At 63.3% G+C, this 23,523-nt stretch carries 18 protein-coding genes and 1 pseudogene; 10 read left to right on the top strand and 9 right to left on the bottom strand.

The features are described from left to right. Positions 1-86 precede the first annotated feature (86 nt). Both AC0V7N_RS07285 and purH read left to right on the top strand, forming a co-directional pair. The gene (locus AC0V7N_RS07285) at positions 87-1,811 is read left to right on the top strand and encodes a heparinase II/III family protein (protein WP_475456045.1); all 1,725 of its coding nucleotides are present in this window, start codon (positions 87-89) and stop codon (positions 1,809-1,811) included. 84 nt (positions 1,812-1,895) lie between these two features. Continuing rightward, positions 1,896-3,512, top strand: coding sequence for a bifunctional phosphoribosylaminoimidazolecarboxamide formyltransferase/IMP cyclohydrolase (gene purH / locus AC0V7N_RS07280; protein ID WP_475456043.1), 1,617 nt, complete (start codon positions 1,896-1,898; stop codon positions 3,510-3,512). A gap of 152 nt (positions 3,513-3,664) precedes the next feature. Here the strand turns inward: purH and AC0V7N_RS07275 are convergent, their stop codons facing one another. Beyond that, positions 3,665-5,041: an MFS transporter gene (locus AC0V7N_RS07275; RefSeq protein WP_496627770.1), complete on the bottom strand. Its 1,377-nt coding sequence runs from the start codon at positions 5,039-5,041 to the stop codon at positions 3,665-3,667. 280 nt (positions 5,042-5,321) lie between these two features. Further along, positions 5,322-10,112, bottom strand: coding sequence for an NAD-glutamate dehydrogenase domain-containing protein (locus AC0V7N_RS07270; RefSeq protein ID WP_496627769.1), 4,791 nt, complete (start codon positions 10,110-10,112; stop codon positions 5,322-5,324). 136 nt (positions 10,113-10,248) lie between these two features. Between AC0V7N_RS07270 and AC0V7N_RS07265 the strand changes: the two genes are divergently transcribed. After that, positions 10,249-10,812: a peroxidase-related enzyme gene (locus tag AC0V7N_RS07265; RefSeq protein WP_475456041.1), complete on the top strand. Its 564-nt coding sequence runs from the start codon at positions 10,249-10,251 to the stop codon at positions 10,810-10,812. A 136-nt stretch (positions 10,813-10,948) separates the two neighbouring features. Then, positions 10,949-11,275 (top strand): YciI family protein, encoded by a 327-nt coding sequence (locus tag AC0V7N_RS07260; protein ID WP_475456039.1) that lies wholly within the window; start codon positions 10,949-10,951, stop codon positions 11,273-11,275. A gap of 9 nt (positions 11,276-11,284) precedes the next feature. On the opposite strand, the gene AC0V7N_RS07255 is transcribed toward AC0V7N_RS07260, so the two are convergent. Next, entirely contained in the window at positions 11,285-11,899 is a 615-nt protein-coding gene (locus AC0V7N_RS07255) for a LysE family translocator (protein WP_475456037.1), read from the bottom strand. 171 nt (positions 11,900-12,070) lie between these two features. Between AC0V7N_RS07255 and AC0V7N_RS07250 the strand changes: the two genes are divergently transcribed. Then, the gene (locus tag AC0V7N_RS07250) at positions 12,071-12,898 is read left to right on the top strand and encodes an alkaline phosphatase family protein (protein ID WP_475456035.1); all 828 of its coding nucleotides are present in this window, start codon (positions 12,071-12,073) and stop codon (positions 12,896-12,898) included. 429 nt (positions 12,899-13,327) lie between these two features. Next, a complete protein-coding gene (locus tag AC0V7N_RS07245) occupies positions 13,328-13,954 on the top strand; it encodes a DUF1062 domain-containing protein (RefSeq protein WP_475456033.1) in 627 nt (208 codons plus the stop codon). Positions 13,955-14,016: 62 nt separating this feature from the next. Here AC0V7N_RS07245 and typA read toward each other — a convergent pair whose 3' ends face one another. Then, positions 14,017-15,846, bottom strand: a complete 1,830-nt coding sequence (gene typA / locus AC0V7N_RS07240) for a translational GTPase TypA (RefSeq protein ID WP_258588694.1) — start codon at positions 15,844-15,846, stop codon at positions 14,017-14,019. Positions 15,847-16,042: 196 nt separating this feature from the next. Here typA and AC0V7N_RS07235 point away from each other — a divergent pair, with 196 nt between their 5' ends. After that, positions 16,043-16,327 (top strand): hypothetical protein, encoded by a 285-nt coding sequence (locus AC0V7N_RS07235; protein WP_475456030.1) that lies wholly within the window; start codon positions 16,043-16,045, stop codon positions 16,325-16,327. A 57-nt stretch (positions 16,328-16,384) separates the two neighbouring features. Here AC0V7N_RS07235 and AC0V7N_RS07230 read toward each other — a convergent pair whose 3' ends face one another. Further along, the gene (locus AC0V7N_RS07230; protein ID WP_475456028.1) at positions 16,385-17,959 is read right to left on the bottom strand and encodes an alkaline phosphatase D family protein; all 1,575 of its coding nucleotides are present in this window, start codon (positions 17,957-17,959) and stop codon (positions 16,385-16,387) included. 135 nt (positions 17,960-18,094) lie between these two features. After that, positions 18,095-19,378 carry an MFS transporter gene (locus AC0V7N_RS07225; RefSeq protein WP_475456026.1) on the bottom strand — a complete coding sequence of 428 codons (1,284 nt, stop codon included), beginning with the start codon at positions 19,376-19,378 and terminating at the stop codon, positions 18,095-18,097. A gap of 73 nt (positions 19,379-19,451) precedes the next feature. Here AC0V7N_RS07225 and AC0V7N_RS07220 point away from each other — a divergent pair, with 73 nt between their 5' ends. From AC0V7N_RS07220 to AC0V7N_RS07210, 3 genes are all read left to right on the top strand, one after another. Next, positions 19,452-20,069 carry a TetR/AcrR family transcriptional regulator gene (locus AC0V7N_RS07220; protein ID WP_475456024.1) on the top strand — a complete coding sequence of 206 codons (618 nt, stop codon included), beginning with the start codon at positions 19,452-19,454 and terminating at the stop codon, positions 20,067-20,069. A 97-nt stretch (positions 20,070-20,166) separates the two neighbouring features. Continuing rightward, positions 20,167-20,610 (top strand): hypothetical protein, encoded by a 444-nt coding sequence (locus AC0V7N_RS07215; protein ID WP_475456022.1) that lies wholly within the window; start codon positions 20,167-20,169, stop codon positions 20,608-20,610. Between the two features lie 27 nt (positions 20,611-20,637). Further along, positions 20,638-21,231: a hypothetical protein gene (locus AC0V7N_RS07210; protein ID WP_475456020.1), complete on the top strand. Its 594-nt coding sequence runs from the start codon at positions 20,638-20,640 to the stop codon at positions 21,229-21,231. Positions 21,232-21,496: 265 nt separating this feature from the next. Here AC0V7N_RS07210 and ppa read toward each other — a convergent pair. The 3 genes and pseudogenes from ppa to AC0V7N_RS07195 all read right to left on the bottom strand — a co-directional run bounded on the left by ppa (position 21,497) and on the right by AC0V7N_RS07195 (position 23,519). Next, positions 21,497-22,029 (bottom strand): annotated as a pseudogene (ppa, locus tag AC0V7N_RS07205) (inorganic diphosphatase). Positions 22,030-22,229: 200 nt separating this feature from the next. Beyond that, positions 22,230-22,736: a GNAT family N-acetyltransferase gene (locus AC0V7N_RS07200; RefSeq protein WP_010912199.1), complete on the bottom strand. Its 507-nt coding sequence runs from the start codon at positions 22,734-22,736 to the stop codon at positions 22,230-22,232. A 144-nt stretch (positions 22,737-22,880) separates the two neighbouring features. After that, on the bottom strand, positions 22,881-23,519 hold the full coding sequence (locus AC0V7N_RS07195) for a TPM domain-containing protein (RefSeq protein ID WP_475456016.1): 639 nt from the start codon (positions 23,517-23,519) through the stop codon (positions 22,881-22,883). Positions 23,520-23,523 lie beyond the last annotated feature (4 nt).

The raw sequence follows: 23,523 nt of genomic DNA, 5'->3' as shown, positions 1-23,523 counted from the left end.
CGGCCCCCTTCCCAGGAATTCGCCTTCGCACGAGTCGTTCAATCATGTAAACTCGGCGCCGGGGTACAGGACGACCAGGAGGGCTTTTGGCACTCGTTGCCAGCAACACGACGCGTCTTTGGACGCTTGTCGCGAAGGAGTTCTGGCGCAAGACGCGCCGGCGCCTGCGTGCCGGGCCGGTCTATCGCTGGCGCTATTCCGGCCGTACGCCCGAACGTGTCCTGATCGCGCCACCGGACCTGCGCCTCGCCGACCCGCAGATCGCGCTTGAGATCTATTACGGCCGTTATCCCTTGTCGGGGCATCTGGTCGAAACCGGCGGCAAGTCGCCTTTCCAGATCAACGTGCCCAATCATGGCTGGCAGAAGACGCTGCATGGTTTTCGCTGGCTGCGCCACATGCGCGCCGCCGGCACCGAGCTTGCCGCCGCCAATGCGCGTGCGCTGGTGTCCGACTGGATCGCCATGCATGGCAACAACATTGCCGGTATCGCCTGGGAACCCGGAACGACGGCCAAGCGCATCATCGCCTGGCTGCAGCATTCCTCCGTGGTGCTGCAAGGTGCCGAATTCCCCTTCTATCGCGCCTTCCTGAAATCGCTCGCCGTCCAGATCCGCTATCTCAGGTCGATGGCGCGCGAAATGCCCGACGGCAAGGACCGGCTGCGCGCCCGCATCGCGCTGGCCTTCGCCGCGCTCTCCTTGCCGGCACCGGCTTCGGCGCTGCGCGGCGCCACCCGCAACCTGGCCGAGGAGCTTAACCGCCAGATCCTCGCCGATGGCGGTCACATCTCACGCAATCCGATGGCGGTGCTGGAAATCCTCGCTGACCTTTTGCCGCTGCGCCAGACCTATGCCAACCAGGCGGAGACCCCGCCGCAGGCGCTGATCGGCGCCATCGACCGTATGCTGCCGGCGCTGCGCTTCTTCCGCCACCAGGATGGCAGCCTCGCCCGCTTCAATGGCATGGGCGCCACCATCCATGACCGCATCGCCACAATACTGCGCCATGACGACACCGCCGGCGCACCGCTGCTGCACGCGCCGCATTCGGGTTATGAGCGGCTGTCGATGGGCGGCGTCACCGTCATCGCCGACACCGGCCTGCCGCCGCCGGTCGACGTTTCCAACGCCGCGCACGCCGGCTGCCTTGCCTTCGAACTGTCCTCCGGCCGCCAGCACTACATCGTCAATGCCGGCATCGACACCTATGGCGCCGCCGAGTTCCGGCCGCTCGCCCGCGCCACCGCCGCGCACTCGACCGCCACCATCAACGATACTTCTTCGGCACGCTTCAGCCATTCGATACGGGTCAACGACCTGCTTGGCTCGCCGCTGATCGGCGGCCCGCAGCATGTGCAGTGCAAGCGCATCGACCAGAAGGGCGTCCAGGGTTTCATTGCCCGCCATGACGGCTATGTCCCGCGTTTCGGCTTCCTGCATGAGCGCGAACTGAAACTGTCGTCGGACGGCAATGTGCTGGCCGGCAGGGACCGATTCCAGCGCCCCGGCAATGCAGCGATCCGCAACAATGGCCGCGACTTCATCACCGTGCGCTTTCACGTCCACCCCGACATCACCCTTTTGCAGGACGAGCACGACCGCCTGGTGCTGACCGCCGATCAGGCCGACAGCTGGGTGTTCACCTCTGGCGAAGTGGTGCCCGAGGTCGAGGAATCGATCTATTTCGCCGGTCTTGGTGGCCCTCGCCGCAGCCGCCAGATCGTGCTTGCCTTCAAGGCCTCCGACGTGTCCGAAGTCCACTGGCAGCTGACGCGCACCAGCATCGCCGGTTATCCCGAAAACAACTGAGGCGGCCTAGGCCGGTTTGATTTCCTGATGTCATGTGCTACGGCGCGGGCATCCACCACACCAGCCGTGAAAGGCCGCCAGCCCATGGCCGTCGCCGCCAAGAACATTCCCGCTCCGAATCTAGTTCCCGTCCGCCGTGCCTTGCTCTCCGTTTTCGACAAGACCGGCCTCATCGACTTCGCCAGGGCATTGGCCGCGGCCGGTGTCGAGCTGGTCTCGACCGGCGGCACCGCCAAGGCGATCGCCGAGGCGGGGCTGGCGGTACGCGACGTCTCCGAGCTCACCGGCTTTCCCGAGATCATGGATGGCCGCGTCAAGACGCTGCATCCTTCGGTGCATGGCGCGCTGCTTGGCGTGCGCGACGACCCCGAGCATGCGGCGGCAATGCGTAAACATCGCATCGAACCCATCGATCTCCTCGTCTCCAATCTCTATCCGTTCGAGGAAGTCCGTCGCTCCGGCGCCGACTATGCCGCGATCGTCGAGAACATCGACATTGGCGGCCCGGCAATGATCCGCGCCTCGGCCAAGAACCACGCCTATGTCGCCATCGTCACCGACCCCGGCGACTACGCCTCGGTATTGAACGCGCTGGAGATGAACATCGGCTCGCTGTCGCTGGACTTTCGCAAGAAGCTGGCGGCCAAGGCCTTTGCCCGCACAGCCAGCTACGACGCGGCGATTTCCGGCTGGTTCGCCGAGACGCTGGAGATCGAGCATCCGACCTGGCGCGCCTTCGGCGGCAGGCTGACCGAGGTGATGCGCTACGGCGAGAACCCGCACCAGAGCGCCGGCTTCTACGTCAATGGCGACAAGCGGCCGGGCGTTGCCACAGCGCGGCAGTTGCAGGGCAAGCAGCTCTCCTACAACAACATCAACGACACCGACGCCGCCTTCGAACTGGCCGGCGAGTTCGATCCTGCCCGCTCCGCCGCCGTCGCCATCATCAAGCATGCCAACCCGTGCGGCGTCGCCGAAGACACCTCGCTCAAGGTTGCCTACGCCAAGGCGCTGGCCTGCGATCCGGTCTCGGCCTTCGGCGGCATCGTCGCTCTGAATCGCACCCTCGACGCCGAGGCGGCGCAGGAGATCGTGAAAACCTTCACCGAGGTCATCATCGCGCCCGATGCGACCGACGAGGCGGCGGCAATCATCGCGGCGAAGAAGAACCTGCGTCTGCTGGTTACCGGTGGCTTGCCCGATCCGCGCTCGCCCGGCACGACGGTCAAATCCGTGTCCGGTGGCATGCTCGTCCAGGGCCGAGACAACGCCGTGGTCGACGACCTCGAACTGAAAGTGGTGACCAAGCGGGCGCCGACGCCGGCCGAAATGGCCGATCTCAAATTCGCCTTCCGCGTCGCCAAGCACGTCAAGTCGAACGCCATCGTCTACGTCAAGGACGGCGCCACCGTCGGCATCGGCGCCGGCCAGATGAGCCGGGTCGATTCCTCGCGCATCGCCGCCCGCAAGGCGCTCGACGCGGCGGAAGCGGCCGGCATGGCTGAACCGCTCACCAGGGGCTCGGTGGTCGCCTCCGATGCCTTCTTCCCCTTCGCCGACGGCCTGCTTGCCGCAGTCGCAGCCGGCGCCACCGCCGTCATCCAGCCCGGCGGCTCGATGAACGACAAGGACGTCATTGCGGCGGCCGATGAGCATGGCATTGCGATGGTGTTTACGGGCGTGAGACATTTTAGACATTAGCGCCGGCGGAGAGGCGTTCTGAGAATTCGCTCCGCTGAGTCGGATGGCGTGGGTTTCGAGAACCGGAGCGGAGCGGACATTCAAGTCCGTGAGCACCGGAAGCGCAGAAACCCGCGTCAGGCGGCCAGCGGAGTAGAATTATCGAACGTCTCTCACTCCGCCGGCTGATCCGCCGGATAGGGCGTGCGAACCAAAATCGCCATGCCGATCGCCAGGAACAGGATGATCACCGCCATGCCCAGCCGCGCAGAATCGCTGAGCGCGGTGATGGTCGCCACCAGGAACGGCGCCAGGAAGCTGGTCGCCCGGCCGGCCAGTGCATAGATACCAAAGTAACGCCCGGATTCCGCCGCCGTGACGCTGCGCGCCATGTAGGAGCGCGACGACGCCTGTACCGGGCCGAAGGCCAGCCCAATCAGCAGGCCGTACATGATGTAGGCCTTCTCGGACGCCGTGCCGAACAGGCCGCCCGAATCGGTGGTCGAGAGCTGGATCAGGCCGAGCAGCGTGAAGCCCGGGCCGGTCGAGACGACGCCGACGGTGGCGACGGACAGCATGACCAGCGAAATCATCACCACCGCCTTGGAGCCGAGCGCGGTGTCGAGCTTGGCGGCGATCCAGCAGCCGAAGATGGCGACGACATTGAGAATGATGCCGAACATGCCGATCTCGGTGATTGACCAGTGGAACATGCCCGCCGCGAATGTGCCGCCGAGCGCCAGCAGCGCGTTGACGCCGTCCTGGTAGATCATGCGGGCGACCAGGAAGCGGAAGATGCCGCCGCGCTTGCGCACCTCGGCCAGTGTCGATCTCAATTCCGACAGGCCCTCGCGCACCGCCGGCCCGATCGGAATGCCCTTGATGGCATCGGGGGTGAAAAAGAACATCGGCAGGATGAACAGGAAGTACCAGCCGGCCGACAGCGGCCCCGTGGCCCGCGCATCCTCGCCGAGCTTCGGGTCGAGCCCGAACAGCGGGTCGATGCCGATGATCGTCTTGCCGGTCTCCGGCGAGCCGGCGAGACAGGTGACGACGAAGATCAGCGCGATCATGCCGCCGAGATAGCCGAGGCCCCAGGCCGTGTTGGAGATGCGCCCGATCTCGCTCTTCGGCACCAGCCGCGGCATCATGGAGTCGTTGAACACGGTGGAGAATTCCGCCGCCACCGAGGCCAGCGAGAACAGCGCCACCACCAGGAACAGGTTCGAGCCGGGCGCCGCGAACCACAGCAGGATGAGACTGCTGATCTTGATCGCGGCGAAGAAGGCAATCCACGGCTTGCGTGGCCCGGTCTGGTCGGCGATCGAGCCAAGGATCGGCGACAGTATCGCGATGACCAGCCCGGCTGCGGCAATGCCGTAACCCCAGACGGCCTGGCCGGTGTTGGGATCGCTCGCCATGCGAGAAACGAAATAGGGACCGAAGATGAAGGTGGTGACGACCGTGAAGAACGGCTGCGCCGCCCAGTCAAAGAACATCCATCCCCAGATGCCGCGCCCGGATGCACGCTGCACTGCTACCTCGGCCATATCCCCTCCACTCGCCTCATGTCGCTGGCGGTTCGCGCCATGTCTGCATGTTTTCCGATGGTCATGCAAACGAACAAGCGTCGCGCCGCCGTTCATTGCTCTTGGGTTCCTCGCCCCCACGGGAGTGGGGGAGGGGTGGCTCGGCGAAGCCGAGACGGAGAGGGGGAATGCGCCGTCCTATCTCAAGAAAGGTCTTCACCCTACGAAGCCCCCTCTCCGACCGCTTCGCGGCCACCTCTCCCCCGCTCTGGCGGGGGCGAGGAACCCAAGCTTTCGAGCCTCACATCCCCGTCAGATCGCTCATCAGCCCGGAGGCCACCGACAGCCGCGACACGGTGATGTCGCCGCCTTCGGTCAGCGCTTGCAGCCGCTCGCGGATGCGCGCCACCCGCTCGCCACCGGCTTCCAGCCAGGCCGCGACCGGGTCCGCCGTCTTGGCATGGCCGGTGAGTGCCGCCACCGCGATGCCACGCCGTGCAGCACCAATCGTGTCGGTGGCGCGCGACAGGGCAAGCTGGTCATAGTAGTCCGACGGCGTGATCGAACGCGCCGCGTCCTCGACACGCGGGATGCGGAAGGCATCGCTCACCGCAAAGAACGCTCTTGCCGCGGCGACGATGTCGGCATTTGCCATCCGCGCGGTCAGCGCGATGTCGGGGATCAATTCCGCCACCTCGCTCAGCGCCAGCTGTTCGGCGAGTTTTTCCGGCGCGCCGGCCTTGAACAGTCCATGCCGCTTCTCCTCGATCCGCTCGCGCGAGAAGGCCGGCAGCAGCGAAGCGAGCTTCGGCTCGAGCGCCTTGCGAGCGTCCTGTAGTTCAGCAATGCGCTGCCCGAGCGGGGCCGTGCCGGCGTCGTTCTTCAGATACCAGCCGCTGGTCACATAGATCAGCCGGCTCACCATCTGGTAGAGGTCGAGCTGCACCTGGCCGTCGATCTGATTGTCGAGCGCGTCGATCTCGCGGTAGAGCGCCGGCAGCGCAAAGCCGTCGCGCACCACGGCGAAGGTGCGCACCACATCGGCGGCGGTGCGGCCAGTGGCTTCCTGCAGCCGGTTGACGAAGGACGGGCCGCCGCGGTTGACCAAATCATTGGCGATGACGCGGGCAATGATCTCGCGGCGCAACCGGTGGCCGTGGATTTCGGCGGCGTATTTCTTTGCCATCCGGTCGGGGAAATAGCCCATCAGGTCGCGGTCGAAATGCGCATCATCCGGCACGTCGCTGGCGACGATGTCGGAAAACAGCACGATCTTGGCATAGGCAAGCAGCACGCCTAGCTCGGCCCTGGTCAGCGGCTCGCCGCGCACCTCGCGCTCGGCGAGGGCGGCCGGTGACGGCAGCGTCTCGACCACACGGTCGAGCAGGCCGCGCGCTTCCAGCGCCGTCATGAAACGGCTCTGATGCGCGATGTCGGCAAGACCGCGCTTGCGGGCGATCGAAAGCGCCAGCGTCTGCTGATAGTTGTTGGACAGCACCAGCCCGCCGACCTCGTCGGTCATCTCGGCCAGCAGCTTGTTGCGGGCCGGACGCGTCAGCGATCCCTTGCGCATGGCCGAGGCCAAAGCGATCTTGATGTTGACCTCGACGTCGGAGCAATTGACGCCGCCCGAATTGTCGATGGCGTCGGAGTTGCAACGCCCGCCATTCATGCCGAACTCGATGCGCGCCCGCTGCGTCACGCCGAGATTGGCGCCCTCGCCGATCACCTTGGCGCGCACGTCGAGCGCTGTGATGCGGATGGCATCATTGGCGCGGTCGCCGACCTCGGCGTTGGTTTCGGTCGATGCCCGCAAATACGTGCCGATGCCGCCGAACCACAACAGGTCGACCGGCGCCTTGAGGATGGCGGTCATGATCTCGACCGGCGTGGCGGTCGTCTTGGCCAGGCCGATCGCTGCCGCTGCCGCGGCCGGCAAGGTGATCGACTTCTGGCTGCGTGAGACGATGACGCCGCCTTCCGACAGCTTGCTCTTGTCATAGTCCTGCCAGCTCGAACGGGCGAGCGCGAACATGCGCTCGCGCTCGGCCATCGAGGCCGCCATGTCAGGATCGGGATCGATGAAGATGTCGCGATGGTCGAAGGCGGCGATCAGCCTTGTCTGCGGCGACAACAGCATGCCGTTGCCGAACACGTCACCCGACATGTCGCCGACACCGACGACGGTGAAGGGCGAGGTCTGGATGTCACGGTTGATCTCGCGGAAATGCCGCTTGACCGCTTCCCAGGCGCCCTTGGCGGTGATGCCCATCTTCTTGTGGTCATAGCCGGCGGAGCCGCCGCTGGCGAAGGCGTCGTCGAGCCAGAAGCCATGCTTCTCCGAGATGGCGTTGGCGGTATCGGAGAAGGTCGCCGTGCCCTTGTCTGCGGCAACGACGAAATAGGGATCGTCCTGGTCGCGCCTGATGACGCCGGCCGGCGGAATGACGCCGTCCAGGCCGATATTGTCAGTGATCGACAGCAGGCTGGAGACAAAGTTCTTGTAGGCCGAGGTGCCGGCCTCGAAGATCGCATCGCGGCTGCCGCCCGCCGGCAGGCGCTTGGGGAAGAAGCCGCCCTTGGCGCCCACCGGCACGATGACCGCGTTCTTGACCTGCTGCGCCTTGACCAGGCCGAGCACCTCGGTGCGGTAGTCCTGGGCGCGGTCCGACCAGCGCAGGCCGCCACGCGCCACTGGGCCGAAGCGTAGATGCAGGCCCTCGACCTCGGAACCGTAGACGAAAATCTCGCGCCACGGCCGGGGCGCCGGCAGTCCCTCGACCGCCTGCGATTCGAGCTTGATCGCCAGCGACTGGCCTTTCTCTTTCGTATCGGCAACGAAATGATTGGTGCGCAACGAGGCCTCGATCAAATTGAGGTAGCGGCGGATGATGGTGTCGTCATCGATGTTGGGCACATCTTCCAGCGCATCCTTGATCTTGGCCTTGAGATGCTTTGCCGCCACCACGCCTTCGCCCTCGGCCGTCGGGCCAAGCCGGGCGATGAACAGCGCATGCAGGCCGCGCGCGATCTCGGGATAGCGGTTGAGCGCCGCAGCGATGAAATCCTGGCTTTGCGGAATGCCGACCTGCTGCAGGTAGCGGCCATAGGCGCGCAGGATGGTGATTTCGCCGGACCACAGGCCGGCGGTCTGGGCCAAGCCGTTATAGCCGTCATTGTCGACGTCGCCGCGCCACACCGACAGGAACGCGTCCTCGAACAGCGCGCCGCCATCGCTAAGGTCGATCGGTTTGCCGTAGCTGTTCTCCAGTTCCATGTCGTGGATGAAGACCAAGCCGGACTGCTCGTCGCCGACCTCGAAGGTGCGCTCGCTGATGACGCGGAAGCCGATGTTTTCCAGCACCGGCACACGCCGCGACAGCGCAACCGGGCTGCCATGGTGATAGATCTTCAGCGCCGCCTGATGCGGCTTCTGCTCGGCATGGCGATAATAGTCGATGGCGATCGGATTGCCGGCGCTGATCTTGGCGATGCGCCCGGCGTCAGTCAGCGCCACCGCGGCGCTGAACGAGTCGCGGTAGCTTTCCGGCAGCCTTGCGGCAATTGCCTTTAGCGCCTGATCGCCGCCACCGGCGTCCGCCGCGTCGGAAAGGGCGTCTTCCCAGGTCCGCACGATATCGCGGATCGCCGCCTCGATCGTCGCCTGCTCGACCTTCGGCGTCTTGCCGCCGGAGCGGCCGATGATGAAATGCACGCGCGCCAGCCCGCCTTCCGGGAAGGCCGGGTAATAGGCCGACAGCCGGCCCTCGAACACGGTTTTCAGATAGGCGCCGATCTTCTCGCGCACGACGCTGTCGTAGCGGTCACGCGGCACGAAGACGAGGATCGAGACGAAGCGGTCGAACTGGTCGGCGCGCACCAGCGCCCGAACGCGCGGCCGCTCGATCAGGCCGAGAATGGCCGCGGCGTGCTTGCGCAGGATCGGCACCGGCACCTGGAACAATTCGTCGCGCGGATAGCTCTCCAGCACGTTGATCAGCGCCTTGCCGGAATGGTCGTGCCGGTCGAAGCCGGACTTGGCGATGATGGTTTCGGCCTTTGACCGCAGATACGGGATCTTCATCACCGAGCGCGTGTAGGCGGTCGAGGTGAACAGGCCGACGATGCGCAATTCGCCGGATAGCACGCCCTTGGCGGTGTAGGTCTTGACGCCGATGTAATCGAGATAGATGCGGCGGTGCACGGAAGACTTGGCATTGGCCTTGGTAACGATCAGCGGCTCCGGCCCATGCAGAAAGGCGCGGATTTCGGGCGTAGTCGTCACCGCTTCGGTGCCGCGCCGCAGCACCAGCACGTCGGGATCGCTGAGGATGCCAAGGCCGGGCTTGTCGGCGCGCTCCAGATTGCCGCTTTCCTCGCCGCCGGTGTATTTGAACTCGCGCATGCCGAGGAAGGTGAAATTGTCGTCGCGCAGCCATTCCAGGAAGGCGATCGCCTCGGCGACGCTTTTTTTGTCGAGCGGCACCGCCGAATAGCGGAACTCCGAAATCGCCTGGTCGAGCCGGGCCAGCATCGGCCGCCAGTCGTTGACAGCGGCATGGACCTGCCCGAGCATCTTGCGCAGCCGCTCGGTCAAGCCGTTCGCCGCCTCCGCCGTCAGCCGCGGGATATGGACGTGGATGACGCTCAGCCGGTCATGATTGCCGTCTTCCTTGGCGAAATTGCCGTCGCCAAGGATTTCGTCGACACCGCTTTTGCCATGACGAACGGTGATGACCGGGTGGGTGACCAGGGTCGGTTCGCCTGATGTCTCGGTGATCTCGCCGAGGATGGAATCGAACAGGAACGGCATGTTGTCGTTGACGACGGTGATGACCGTGACCGGCCGGCCCTCGCGAACAACGCCCGAATCGGTCTCGACGGCGACGACGCACTCGCCCTTCTTGTGTCCGGCGACGGCCTGGCCGGCGAGTTCGGCGGCGCGTTCGAGGTCGGCCACTTCATAGGTGGCGATGTCTTCGGCCGGTGCCCGAGCAAGCAGGTAGTCGGCGAGCCTGGCTGGCCTTTCATCCGTCTTTGTCGCTGATGTGGCTTTTTTCTTCGGCTTAGCTGCGGATTTCACGCTGGCCATGACGCTATTCCCTCCCGTCGAATGCTTTTACGACTATCGTAGCAGATGACCGCTGTTTGGCGACAAAGGTTTGACGGCTTGCCAAGAATTATCGGAATTCGGCGGCAGGCCACCGCCCAAAGAGGAGAAATGCCCCATGACCGGCAAAATCACCGCGCTCGATCTGGCCTCAGGAGAGCTAAGTGACGCAACAAAAGCCTATTTCGCCAATTGCGAGGAGAAGCTCGGCCTGGTTCCCAACGTGCTCAGGGCCTACGCCTTCGACGACAAGAAGCTGCGCGCCTTCACCGACATGTACAATGATCTGATGCTGGGTGAGTCCGGCCTGTCGAAGCTGGAACGCGAGATGATCGCGGTCGCCGTCTCCTCCATCAACCACTGTTATTACTGCCTGACCGCGCATGGCGCCGCGGTGCGCCAGCTGTCCGGCGACCCGGCGCTGGGCGAGATGATGGTGATGAATTTCCGCGCCGCCGATCTGTCACCGAAGCAAGCCGCAATGCTCGAATTCGCCGTCAAGCTGACCGAAGCGCCGGCGAAGATCGTTGAAGCCGACCGGGTCGCGCTGCGAAAGGCCGGCTTCACCGACCGCGACATCTGGGACATCGCCTCGACAGCAGCGTTCTTCAACATGTCGAACCGGGTGGCCGCGGCAATCGACATGCGTCCGAACGACGAGTACCACGCCATGGCAAGGTAGCGGATCGCAGCTACCGCTCGACGCACCATATATTAGCAATCGCGCATTCTCGTTGCTTGTTTGTCGGTTTGGTCCGATGATCGGCGCGCGGCATGACCGCATGCCGGTTCGATGCCGCTCATCAAGGGAGGAGAACATGGCGAAGTTTCTCTACGTCTATCACGGCTCCGGCGAGATGCCGACGAGCGATGCCGAGCAAAAGGCGATGACCGACGCCTGGACAGGCTGGTTCGGAAAACTGGGCTCGGCTGTTGTCGACCCGGGCAATCCGGTCGGCATGTCGAAGACCGTCCTGCCCGGTGGCAAGATAGAGAACAATGGCGGCAGCAACCCGACCGGCGGCTACTCCATCATCGAGGCCAAGGATATCAACGACGCCGCCGAGAAGGCCAAAGGCTGCCCGATGCTGGCCATGCCAAACTGCAACGTCGAGATCGCGCCGATCATCAATATGATGGGCTGACGCTTCGCCTCAGGATCGTGCCGCGATCGCCGCGGCAGCGCCGGCCATCGTCGTGGCGCTGACGCGGTTGGCGATCTTCATGGCGCGCTTGCTCTTCAACAGCTTGCGCGCCTGCGAGGCGGCGAGCACCCAGGCGAGATCGATGGCGATCAGCACCACGGCCATGGTCGCCGTCAGTTCGACCCAGCCGACGATGCTGACCGACGCAAGATCGATGATCGTCGGCAACAGCGCCAGATAGAACATCATGATCTTGGGGTTGCCGAGCGTGACCGCCATGCCGGCAAAGAACAGTTTTATCGCCGAATCCTCGCGCGGCATCTCGCCTGCGTTTGCCTCGACCGGCGCGTTCCACATCTTGAAAGCAAGCCAGGCGAGATAGGCGACACCCACCCATTTCACGACGACAAAGGCGAAGTGAAAAGTCTGCGCCACGACAGCCAGTCCGAACACCGCCAGCGACAGCCAGATGCCCTCGCCGATCCACATGGCGAGCAGGAAGGGGAACACGTCACGAAAACCCTTCGAGATGACGCGCGCGACCAGTGCCGCGATCGACGGGCCGGGCGAACCGGCGGCGACGAACAGAGCGGCGGCGAAGATCAGGAGCGGGGTGAGGTGCATGGCACTGCCTTCCAAGCGGTTGAAGGGTGGACGATATCCGATCGATATCACCGCTTGCAACGTCGGTGGCAGCAGATCCCAGGCCGGCTCCACGTTCGGCCATGCCCTTGACTGCCATGCCTGACTTGCAGTCAGGTCGATCTTGCCGAGCAGGCGGGAGGAGGAGTTTTCGTGGTTGTGCAAAGTTGGCGCACGGTCGTCCGACGGTTCTTCATGCTGGCTGTCCTGGTAGCCAGCATGGCGCTGAGCGGAGCGCCTCAGGCCGTAGCATCGTCGAGGAAGCCGCCGAAATATGATCACGTCGTTGTCGTGATCATGGAGAACCACACCTTTGAGCAGATTTCTCTGGCGGGACGAGCGGCTCCCTATTTGAATAAGTTGGCAAAGGGCGGCGCGCTGTTCGATCGATCCTACGGGGTTGCTCACCCCAGCCAACCCAATTACTTCGCGCTGTTCAGCGGCTTGACACAAGGCGTCCATGATGACGGCATGCACAGCTTTGCAGCGCCGAACTTGGCCGCTCGTCTTCGGGCTCACGGCAAGACATTTACGGGCTACGTCGAAGCCGGATCGCCGCGAAAACATAATCCTTGGGAATCGTTTGCCGACGCGAAGGGATTTGAGAAGTCTCTTGCCCGCCTCCCTCGCGACTACGCGAAGCTACCATCCGTCAGTTTCGTGATCCCCAATCTCGAAAATGACATGCATGACGGCACAATAGAGACAGCTGACACCTGGTTGAAAACGCACCTTGGAGGCTACGCCGCCTGGTCGAAGAAAAACAACAGCCTTTTGATAGTGACTTTCGATGAAGACGACTACCATACGGAGAATCATATATTCACTGTATTCTACGGATCTGGAATGAAATCAGGACGCTACTCCGAAAAGATCGATCACTATTCGGTCTTGCGAACCATCGAAGACATAGAAAGCATACCCCCCTTGGGCACCAGCGTCATCAGAAGGGTGATCGCAAGTGGCTGGAGCCGACGATAATTCGCGCTGGCACCGATCGCCGGCGTCGTCGCCGGTCGCCCCCCCGTCGCCTCGACAATTGGTCGTCTCCAGACCAGTTGGAAGCCATCATTCGTCTGAAGCCACTGGCACCCTTGCAGCCCCCATTGGCTACGGCTAGAAGACCCACCGCGAAACAATTTCGAGCTTCATTTTGCCTCAGTAACCGCCGGTCTCGTCAACTCCCCGGACACCCTTGCATGGCGCCGCGTTCGTGGTGCCTGTTTTATGTTCACGTGTTCTTCTGGGCGGCGGTTCGAGACCGGTTTGGCACTGCTGAACCGCTGTCGCGCGCTTTCCGCCAGCGACACCTGACTTCAAAATCTCCGCAGCCACCCGCCACGCCGCGCCCGCATGGGCATCTCGATAGTGCCGACCTGATGAACTTCCCGACGGGAAGGGCTTACCGGCATGTCTTCTACTCTGCGTATCCACTGGGCGATCACGCCTGCAATCGCACCTCAACCGCTGATCAACTGCAATCGCTGCGGCGGCGTGAAGGCCTATCGCTGCAGCGGCAAATTCCGCGTCAACGCCAACGGCAAGCGCATCGACGTCTGGCTCATCTATCGCTGCGTCGATTGCGACAATTCCTGGAATTTCGGCATTTTCGAACGCTGCAACAGACGCGACGTCGAGCCGGCGCTGCTGCAGGCGCTCGAAAGCAATGATCCAGGGCTGGCGCGGCGCCATGCCTTCGACATCGTCGCCTTGCGCAACCAGGTGGGGCGTGTCGAGGAGTTTGCCGATGTCGCCGTGCACAAGCGGTTGCTCGGCGGTGTCGGGGAAAGCGCGGCGGCTCTGGAACTCCAGCTTGGACTGGAAATCCCGACGTCGCTCCGGCTCGACCGTCTGCTTGCCAATGAACTCGGCATTTCGCGGTCGCAGCTTCAGGCGCTGGAGGAGCGGCGCCTGCTGATCGTCGATCCGGACGGAGCCAAAGCCCTGCGCAAACCGGCCCGCGCGAAAACAACGATCCGCATCGACCTGGCCGGCGAGCCGGATCACCAAGCCATCATCCGCGCGGCCGGCGCGTGAACGAGAGAGGGGCGAAGCATCAGGTGCTCCGCCCCTCTCTCACACAATCAGAAGTCAGAAAATTACGCCGCGCCGACAACCTTGGCCGACTTCTCGAAACGCTTGCGCTCGTTCGGGTCGAGATAGAGCTTGCGCAGACGGATGGTCTTCGGCGTCACCTCGACCAGCTCGTCGTCCTGGATCCAGGCCAGCGCGCGCTCCAGCGTCATGCGGATCGGCGGGGTGAGCTTGACCGCCTCGTCCTTGCCGGCGGCGCGGATGTTGGTCAGTTTTTTCCCCTTCAGGACATTGACCTCAAGGTCATTGTCACGGGAGTGGATGCCGATGATCATGCCCTGATAGACCTTGACGCCCGGATCGATGACCATCGGGCCGCGGTCTTCCAGGTTCCACATGGCGTAGGCCACAGCCTCGCCCTGTTCGTTGGAAATCAGCACGCCATTGGTGCGGCCCGGCAATTCGCCCTTGTAGGGCTCATAGGCATGGAACAGCCGGTTCATCACGGCGGTGCCGCGCGTGTCGGTCAACAGTTCCGACTGGTAGCCGATCAGGCCGCGTGTCGGCGCGTGGAAGACGATGCGCTGGCGGTTGCCGCCGGAGGGGCGCAGTTCGACCATCTCGGCCTTACGCTCCGACATCTTCTGCACGACGATGCCGGCATGCTCTTCGTCGACGTCGATGACGACTTCCTCGACCGGCTCCAGCAATTCGCCGTTCTCGCCCTTCTGCATGACGACGCGCGGACGCGACACGGCGATTTCAAACCCTTCGCGGCGCATCGTCTCGATCAGCACGGCCAGCTGCAATTCGCCGCGGCCGGAGACGAAGAACGAATCCTTGTCGGGCGATTCCTCGATCTTCAGCGCGACATTGCCTTCGGCTTCGCGCAACAGGCGGTCGCGGATGACGCGGCTGGTCACCTTGTCGCCCTCGGTGCCGGCGAGCGGGCTGTCGTTGACGAGGAAGGACATGGTGACGGTCGGCGGATCGATCGGCTGCGCATGCAGCGCCTCGGTCACCGCCAGGTCGCAGAACGTGTCGGCGACGGTGCCCTTGGACAGGCCGGCAATGGCGACGATGTCGCCCGCCTGGGCTTCCTCGATCGGCTGGCGCTCGAGGCCACGGAAAGCCAGGATCTTCGAGATGCGGCCGGTTTCGATCTGGGTACCGTCATGGTGCAGCACCTTGACCGCCTGGTTCGACTTCAGCGTGCCGCTCTCGATGCGGCCGGTGATGATGCGGCCGAGGAACGGGTTGGCTTCCAGGATGGTGCCGATCATGCGGAACGGGCCGGGATGAACGGTCGGCTCCGGCACATGCTTGATGACGAGATCGAACAGCGGCGCCAGGCCCTGATCCTTCGGGCCCTCGGGGTTCTCGGAGACCCAGCCATCGCGGCCCGAACCGTAGAGAATTGGGAAATCAAGCTGGTCGTCGGTGGCGTCGAGCGCTGCGAACAGGTCGAACACCTCATTGACCACCTCGACATGGCGGGCGTCCGGACGGTCGATCTTGTTGATGACGACGATCGGCTTCAGGCCGACCTTGAGCGCCTTGCCGACGACGAACTTGGTCTGTGGCATCGGCCCTTCGGCGGCGTCGACCAGCACGATGGCCGAATCCACCATCGACAGGATACGCTCGACCTCGCCGCCGAAATCGGCGTGGCCGGGCGTGTCGACGATGTTGATGCGCGTGTCCTTCCAGTCGACCGAGGTCGCCTTGGCCAGGATGGTGATGCCGCGTTCTTTTTCGAGGTCGTTGGAATCCATGGCGCGTTCGGCGACGCGCTGGTTGTCGCGGAAGGAGCCGGATTGCCGCAGCAATTGGTCGACGAGGGTGGTTTTTCCATGGTCGACGTGCGCGATGATCGCGATATTACGGATTTTCATGTTCTGGTCTCGGAAGCGTTGCAGGCAGCAGGCCAAAGGCGCTGCCTCTTTCGGTTGCGCGGCTCATACAGGGTTTTTCGCAGTTGCGAAAGAGGACGCGCGACACCAAATACTCATCAAATCTTAAGCATCTGCGTGTGAGATGATTTTGTTAACCAAGGCGGGAACCTTTCAGGGCCCGGGCAGTTCGACCATCATGACCGATAAACTCAACCGATTTTGGCCACTCATCGCTTCGGTGGCCTTTGCCTTGCTGCTGGCGGCCAATGCCGCGCAGTCGGCTGCCGCGACGCAGAAGGGCGCGCGCGCTGTTACACAGTCCGACACCCAGACGGCCGAGCAGACCTTTGCCGATGCGCCTGATGGCGTTGACCCGATGGTGACGGGACCGGTCAGCACCGCCTTCAAGCAGAGACAAGCCAGCGCCAACTGCGACAGCGCCGTGTGGCCAAACATTCCGATGGTCTGCTACCCGGACTAACGACAGGCGCGCTCCCCTTGAGCGCGCAATAGTCGCTACTCCGACCAAGATGCGCGCTTACGCGGACCGGACGGGGTCAAGCGTGACCTTGTAGAGTTCGTTGTCGTCGCGATCCATCAGCCTCACCGTCATCTGCTCGGTTGCGCCGCTGATATCGACAAGGCCGAAGAACTGCAGCCCGGCGGACGGCGGCAGGTTCTGGCCCTGCTCGGCGGTCGGCGCCTTGATGAATTTCAGCTCAGGCCCAAAAGTCATGTCGAGATCGTTGGGACCGAAGGTGCCGGCATGGATCGGGCCGGAGACGAACTCCCAGAACGGATTGAAATCCTGGAACTGCGCCTTGTCGGGGTTGTAGTAATGAGCCGCCGTGTAATGCACATCGGCGGTCAGCCACACCGTGTTGGTGATGCCGGCGTTCTTGATGTAGCGCAGCACATCGGCGAATTCGAGTTCGCGGCCCTTCGGCGCGCCATTGTCGTTGTTGCTGACAGCCTCGAAGCCGACCTTCTTCGCAGCATCGTCCCAGACGACGAGGCTGAGCGGCATGTCGGCGGCGATGATCTTCCAGGTCGCCTTGGAGTTCGCCAGTTCCCGCTTCAGCCACTTGGTCTGCTGTTCGCCGATCATGCGCGACTTCGGCGTCAGCGTTTCCTCCAGATCCGGGCCGTTCGGCCCGCGATAGGAGCGCATGTCGAGGAAGAACACGTCGAGCAGCGGCCCGTAGGGGATCTTGCGATAGACGCGGCCGGGTTCGGACGGCTCGTAGCGGATTGTCGTCATCTCGTGGAAGGCGCGCGCCGCGCGGGCCGCCAACACGTGGATGGATTTTTCCGTATAACGGTTGTCGGCGCTCAGATCCTTCGAATCCGACCAGTTGTTGAGCACTTCATGGTCGTCCCACTGATAGAAGGTCGGGCATATGGCGCTGAGGCCCAGCACGTTCTTGTCCATCATGTTGTATTTCCACTGGTCGCGGTATTCGTCCAGCGTTTCGGCGACCTTACGCTTGCCGTCGATCAACACGACGTTCTTCCATTTGCCGCCGCCGGGCAGGTCGACCTCGTCCTTCATGGCTCCATCGGCATAGATGGTGTCGCCCGAATGCAGGAAGAAATCGGGTGTGTGCTTGCCGATGGTGGCGTAGGTCTTCATGCCGGTTTCATCGATGCCCCAGCCCTGGCCGGCGGTATCGCCCGACCAGGCGAACTTGACGTCGCGTTTTGAGGCCGGCGCCGTGCGAAAGCGGCCGACGATCGGCTCGGAAACGACGTTGATGTCAGCAAGATCGGCCGCAATCATCCGGTAAAAAATATCCTGGTCGGAGGCGAGGTCGGTGAGCAGCCGCTTCATCGTGTAGTCGCTTGCCGGCGACGTATCGAGCGGCGCCAGACGCGCTGCGTTGGCGAAATTCTCTGTCGACGACACTTCTAACATGACACGCGACGGGCGGTCCGTGCGCGTCCACACCATGCCGCTGGTGGCGTCGACATCGCCAGACTGGACACCATGGGTGAAGGCAGGACGCTGGCTGGCGCGGGAGTAGTAGGGTAGCGCGAGACCCGAGGCGCCGAGCAGACCGGCAGCGCTCGCGGAGCTGACAAAGGCGCGGCGGGTCAACGAGAGCTTGTTCATGGCTGTCTCCTGGATGGCTTTGAACGCAGCCATCAAGGTCCAGCCTCAATGTTTCAGGGGCATCTCGAAACCATGAAGTTTTGATAACAGCCAACGCCTTTCCTTCTCCCCTTGCGGGAGAAGGAGGCCGGCGGTCTACGCAGGCTGCGGTTCCTGATCGAAGGCCGGCCGGCTGGTGTTGATCAGCAGTGAGATGCAAGCCGCAGCGATGGCCGTCATGCCGGCGATCAGGAAGGCCAGCTCGTAATTGCCTTGCAGCTCGCGCATGGTGCCGCCGAAGGCTGCCGCGGTTGCAGCCCCCACCTGATGGCCAGCGACGATCCAGCCGAACACGATCGGGCCGCTGCGGTCGCCGAAGGCTTCATTGGCGAGCCGCAGCGTCGGCGGCACGGTGGCGATCCAGTCGAGGCCGTAGAGCACTGCGAAGATGATGAGGCTGGTCGCCGAGAAGCCGGAATAGGGCAAGTAGATCAGCGACAGGCCGCGGATGGCATAGTAGACGCCGAGCAGCTTGCGCGGGTCGAAACGGTCGGTGAGCCAGCCCGACAGCGTCGTGCCGATCAGGTCGAAAATGCCCATCATCGACAGCAGGCCGGCAGCCTGCACCTCGCCGATGCCCATGTCGCCGCAGAAGGCTATCAGATGCGTGCCGACCAGGCCGTTGGTGGTGAAGCCGCAAACGAAGAAGGTGGCGAACAGGTACCAGAACACCCTTGTGCCGGCGGCGCGGCGCAGCGTGTTGAGCGTATGCGCCAGGAAATTGCCTTGCGATGCCGGCGATGTCGGCGGCACGTCATCGGCCTCGGCGCCATAGCGCACCATGCCGATCGAGGCCGGCCGCTCCGGCACCAGCAGCCAGACGAACGGTATCATGGCCGCCGTGGCGATCGCGACCGCAATGGCAACCGGCTGCCAGCCGCCCGATTGCGCCAAAGCGGCGATCAGCGGCAGGAACACCAGCATGCCCGACGCGCTGGAGGCCGACATCAGCCCCATGACGAGACCGCGATTGGTCTTGAACCAGCGATTGACGATGGTGGCGCCAAGCACGCTGGCGACGGCGCCGGAGCCGATGCCGGAGAAGACGCCCCAGGTGATGAAGAGATGCCAGGGCTTGGTCATCAGCAGGCTGAGCGCCGTCGAGCCCGACATGATCACCAGCGAGGCAAGCAGCGTGCGGCGCAACCCGATCCTTTCCATCAGCGCGGCGGCGAACGGACCGGTCAGACCATAGAGCAGGATGCCGACGCCGGCGGCCAGCGAGATGACGTCGCGCCGCCAGCCGAAGCTGTTCTCGAGCGGCAGCATCATGACCGAGGGGGCGGAACGAAGCCCGGCCGCGACCAGCAGGCAGAGGAAGATGACGCCGACCACGACGAAAGCGTAGCGCTGGCCAAAGGGACGAGATTGAGCTATCATGTTACTGACCGGTACGTTGCAGGGTGGGAGCATGTATACGTACCGATCGGTAACACGTCAATCGAGTCACATGATGCCAACGGACAAAAATATTGAACTGACCATCAGCGAAGGTCATGCATCGGCGCCACCCAAGGCCGCCAAGAAGATCCTCGACGTCGCCTATGACCTGTTTTATCGACGGGGCATCAGGGCGATCGGCGTCGACGAGATCGTCAAGCGCGCCGGCGTCACCAAGCCCAGCCTCTATCGCAGCTTTCCCTCCAAGGACGAATTGGCCGCTTCCTATCTCCGGCAATACGATCTTGAATATTGGGAGCGTTTCGACGAGGCAGTGAACGCCCATCCCGGTGACCCGCGCGCGCAGATCGAGGCTTTCCTGACCCGCATCGGCAAGCGCACGCAAGTGACGGACTATCGCGGCTGCGGCATGACCAATGCGGCGGTCGAGTATCCCGAACACAGCCATCCGGCCCGCGTCGTCAGCGAGGCCAACAAGCAGGAACTGCGCCGCCGGCTGCGCGCCATGGCCGCCGCGATGGGGGCAGAAGATGCCAATACGCTGGGCGATGGCCTGCTGCTCCTCATCGAAGGCGCCTATATCAGCGGCCAGTTGTTCGGCCTCGGCGGACCGGCGCAGTCGGTCGCCCGCAACGCCGACCTGCTGATCGAAGCGAGCTTGAAGAAATAGGCCTCTTGCACCCCATTCCAACCGGTCGCAATATTACCGTCATGCTCGTGACCTGTTGAGAATTGGCGATAGCGACTTGAACCTTGCTCGGAAATTTTTGGACGATATCGAAAAGATGTTCCTGATCCACTATTGGAGAAAGGACCTGATCCGCTACGTGAGACAAGGCGGCCGGGGCGGCCTAGAGTCGATAGTCGAGCAGGAAAAGAGGGACATTGCGACGGTCCTCGACCTGAACGAGTACACCGTCAAGGAAGCCGTCCTACGCAGGTTGCTTTTCTTGATTCTCATCTCGTCCGTTATCGTGCATTTCATCGGCAAGGAGCCAAGATTTAGCCAAACGGCAGACATCCTGACCATATCGATATCGGCATTCGCTTTGGTGTTTTTATACTTGGATGCTTTTGTCCCCGTAGTCCTGCTTGCCGTCAGCGCGTCGCTACTCGCCATCTGCTGGATGGACTACCAAACGTTCGTTGCCTCCACATGGTTCTCTGCGTTGTGTGCCCTGTACTTTTTTGCAAGGCTCAGATCCAGATAGCTACTTGGTCAAAAGGGATTGTCAGCTATGCGTGCTCTCTTGATCCCGCTTGCCGTTGCCGGCCTTTGCCAGGCAGCTCACGCCGGCGACATTTCCAGCGCCTACACCGACCTCGACTCGAAGAAGGACTGCGTGACCTACGCGCAGGCCGGAGAGGGCGACGGCGACTGGGCCGATCTCGCCTGCTCCGGCTATCGCGGCTATCCCGTGCTGATCGCCTATGATGACGCTCGCGAGTCGCTGTTCTACGGTTTTCCGCCCGGCGGCGACATGACATCCGCCTGGGAGAGTTTTTCAGGCTTCAATTCGTCCGGCGCCAAGGTCGAATGGCGCATCGAAACCAATGGCGACAAGGCCGTGCCCTTCGCGGTCATCCACCGGCGTACGATCAGCAATGCCGAGGACGAGAACAAGTCGACGGACGTGCTGCTCGTTGCCAAGGTCGGCCAGATGGATGCGCGAGAAAGCTGCACGGTCGGCCTTGTCCTGGCCACCGGCAACCCGCAAGCCAACGACCAGGCGCGAAAACTCGCCGACGAGAAGGCGCGAACCTTCGCCTGCGGCAAGGACCGGCACACCGTCATCGGCAATGTGCCGGCCTTCGGCCGGGTCGATAACTAAGCACCTCAGCGATTGGCCGAAGCGCCCATCACTTCGTCATCCACGGGCGAAGCAAGGAGCGTAGCGACGCGGCGCAGACCCGAGGATCCATGCCGCGACATCAACACCGCCGCAACGGTGCGGAATTCTGTTCCGCCCCGCACTTCACCCGGTGTCACGGCATGGATACCAGGGTCTCCGCGACGCCGCTTCGCGGCTGCTCCGCCCTGGTATGGCGAAGCTGAGAGGCTTCGCCAAACCTACCTAGGCCGTGCGAGGCTCGGCCTTATTTGGCCGCCTTCGCCCGCGCGATCGCGTCGACGATCATCTTCTTGGCATATTTGGAATCGTGCCAGCCTTCGATCTTGACCCATTTGCCGGGTTCGAGATCCTTGTAGTGCTCGAAGAAGTGCTGCACCTGCTGACGCGTGATTTCGGGCAAATGCGTGTATTCGGTGACGTTTTCGTAGCGCAGCGTCAGCTTGGGCGACGGCACCGCGATGACCTTCTCGTCCTGGCCGGCATTGTCTTCCATCACCAGCACGCCGATCGGCCTGACATTGATGACGCAGCCCGGCACCAGCGCGCGCGTGTTGCAGACCAGCACGTCGATCGGATCGCCGTCACCTGACAGCGTGTGCGGCACGAAGCCGTAATTGCCGGGATAACGCATCGAGGTGTGCAGGAAGCGGTCGACAAACAGCGTGCCGGCCTCCTTGTCCATCTCATACTTGATCGGCTCGCCGCCGATCGGCACTTCGATGATGACGTTGATGTCCTCAGGCGGATTTTTCCGATGGCTATGGCTTCAATGCGCATGGTTTGTCCCTCTCTCGGTTGGGGAGGAGATAGCGGGCGGCGCAGAATGGCGCAATGCGGCGAATCGTATTCGCGGACGTCAGGCGAGACGCGATGCCATCCGACGCGTTCAATCATCGGCACAAGATGTTTCAGCGTCGTGATTTCACTGGGACACACGCGGCGTATCGGCTTTGGCCTCCGCGATCATCCCCAGACTGTCATTCCCAGACGAAGGCGACCTTCTTCAGCGCTTTCTGCTCGAAGATCTCGACACCCTCGGCGACATCGCGGCCGCCGGCGCCGGCATAGAAGGCCAGCGCATTCTGATTGTCTTCCAGCGCCCACACCACCATGCCCTTCAGGCCATGATCGGCGAGCCGCGCCCTGGCTGCCGAAAACAGCCGCCGGCCGAGACCGATGCCCTGATATTCCGGGCGCAGGTACAATTCGTAGATCTCGCCTTGCTGTTTGAGCTCCCGGGCGCGGTTCTTGCCGATCGTCGCATAGCCGGCGATCGTGCCGCCGATTTCGACGACCAGCACGGTGGCGGCGCGGCGAATCGCATTCGCCCACCAGTCGGCGCCGCGACGGTTGATCATCGATGTCAGCGTGCGGTGCGGAATGATGCCGGAATAGGCGCCGCGCCAGGCTTCCAGGTGCACTTCGGCAATCGCGCCAGCATCGCGCGGGTCGGCTTTTCGGATGTCGATCGTCAGCGTATTCATGATTTGTTAACCATAAACCCGCATCGCCCGATTGCAAGAGTTCCGGACGGTCAGCCGAGCGCTTTCTCACAGCCGATCCTGACATTGCTGACATCGGGCAGAGCCCGTCCGGAAGCAGGCCGGTGGCGTCTACAGACAGGCTTTTCAGATTTCGACGAGGTGGTCGTCCAACTCGTTGGTATCGCCTGTGGTGACCGGGAAATGCTCGGCCAGCACCGCCCCCACCTGCTCGATCGCCTTGACGAAACCGTCGGCAAGCAGGTCGTCGCCGGCGTGCGCCGTGAGATCGCGCACCACACCGTCCCAGACATGCTGGCCGACCTTGGCGTCGATGCCCGAATCGGCGACCACCTCGGCATAGCGTTCGGCGATCGAGACGAAGACCAGCACGCCGGTGCGCGCCGTGGTGCGGTGGACGTTGCGGGCGAGGAACTGCTTGATCGCATTGGCGTGCGCCGCCTGATAGCGTAGCCGCCGTGGCACCATATGGATGCGCAGGCCGGGCAACGCCCATAACAGGGCCAGCACGCAGGCCAGCGCCAGCAATTGAGCGATGACGAAATGCGGCAGCCGGATGGTGAGCCACCATGCCTCCAGCCCATAGGCGACGGCGAGGCTGACGACCAGCATGCCAAGCGTCGCCATCAAGGCGGCGGGGGCGAAATAGCCGTCGCTGGCATGCGCCACGACGCAGTAGATCTCGCCGTCGGTTTTGGCCTCGGCAGCACGGATCGCATCGGCGATGCGCTCATGATCCTGCGGGCTGATCGGTCGTGTTGCCATTGTC

This window comes from Mesorhizobium kamtschaticum (genome assembly GCF_056174585.1).
Note: the sequence above shows the minus strand (reverse complement) of the source record. Positions and strands in the feature narration are given on the sequence as shown.